The organism is Pseudomonas yangonensis, from assembly GCF_009932725.1.
Taxonomy (GTDB): Bacteria; Pseudomonadota; Gammaproteobacteria; order Pseudomonadales; family Pseudomonadaceae; genus Aquipseudomonas; species Aquipseudomonas yangonensis.
On record NZ_BLJU01000292.1, the window covers coordinates 1 to 274 of the forward strand.

Annotated in this window: 2 protein-coding genes; both read right to left on the reverse strand. The window is 64.6% G+C overall.

Features of this window, described 5'->3' with window-relative positions; all coding sequences use genetic code 11:
- The coding region (locus GYB81_RS24390) for a flagellar basal body protein (RefSeq protein ID WP_218573901.1) at window positions 1-136 on the reverse strand (136 nt) is incomplete at its 3' end.
- A gap of 9 nt (window positions 137-145) precedes the next feature.
- Window positions 146-274 (reverse strand): flagellar basal body rod C-terminal domain-containing protein (locus GYB81_RS24395; RefSeq protein ID WP_306342889.1); only part of this gene is annotated, 129 nt, incomplete at its 5' end.

Consider the following 274-nt stretch of genomic DNA (forward strand, 5'->3'; position numbering starts at 1 on the left):
CGGCAACGGCCTGGGCCTGTTCGAGGTCGGCCCGAAAACCGGGCGTGTGGACGTTGGCCAGGTTGTGGGCGCGCACCGTGAGCGAGCTCATGGTGCGGCTGGCGGCGGTCATTGCGGTGTAGCCGAGACGGTCCATGGGTCAGCCTCAGATCGCGCCGAACAGCACTTGGGTGAGTTCCTTGTTGGTGGTCAGCACCTTGGTGTTGGCCTGGTAGTTGCGCTGGCCCTCCATCAGGCCGACCAATTGCTGGGTCAGGTCGACGTTGGAGTTCTC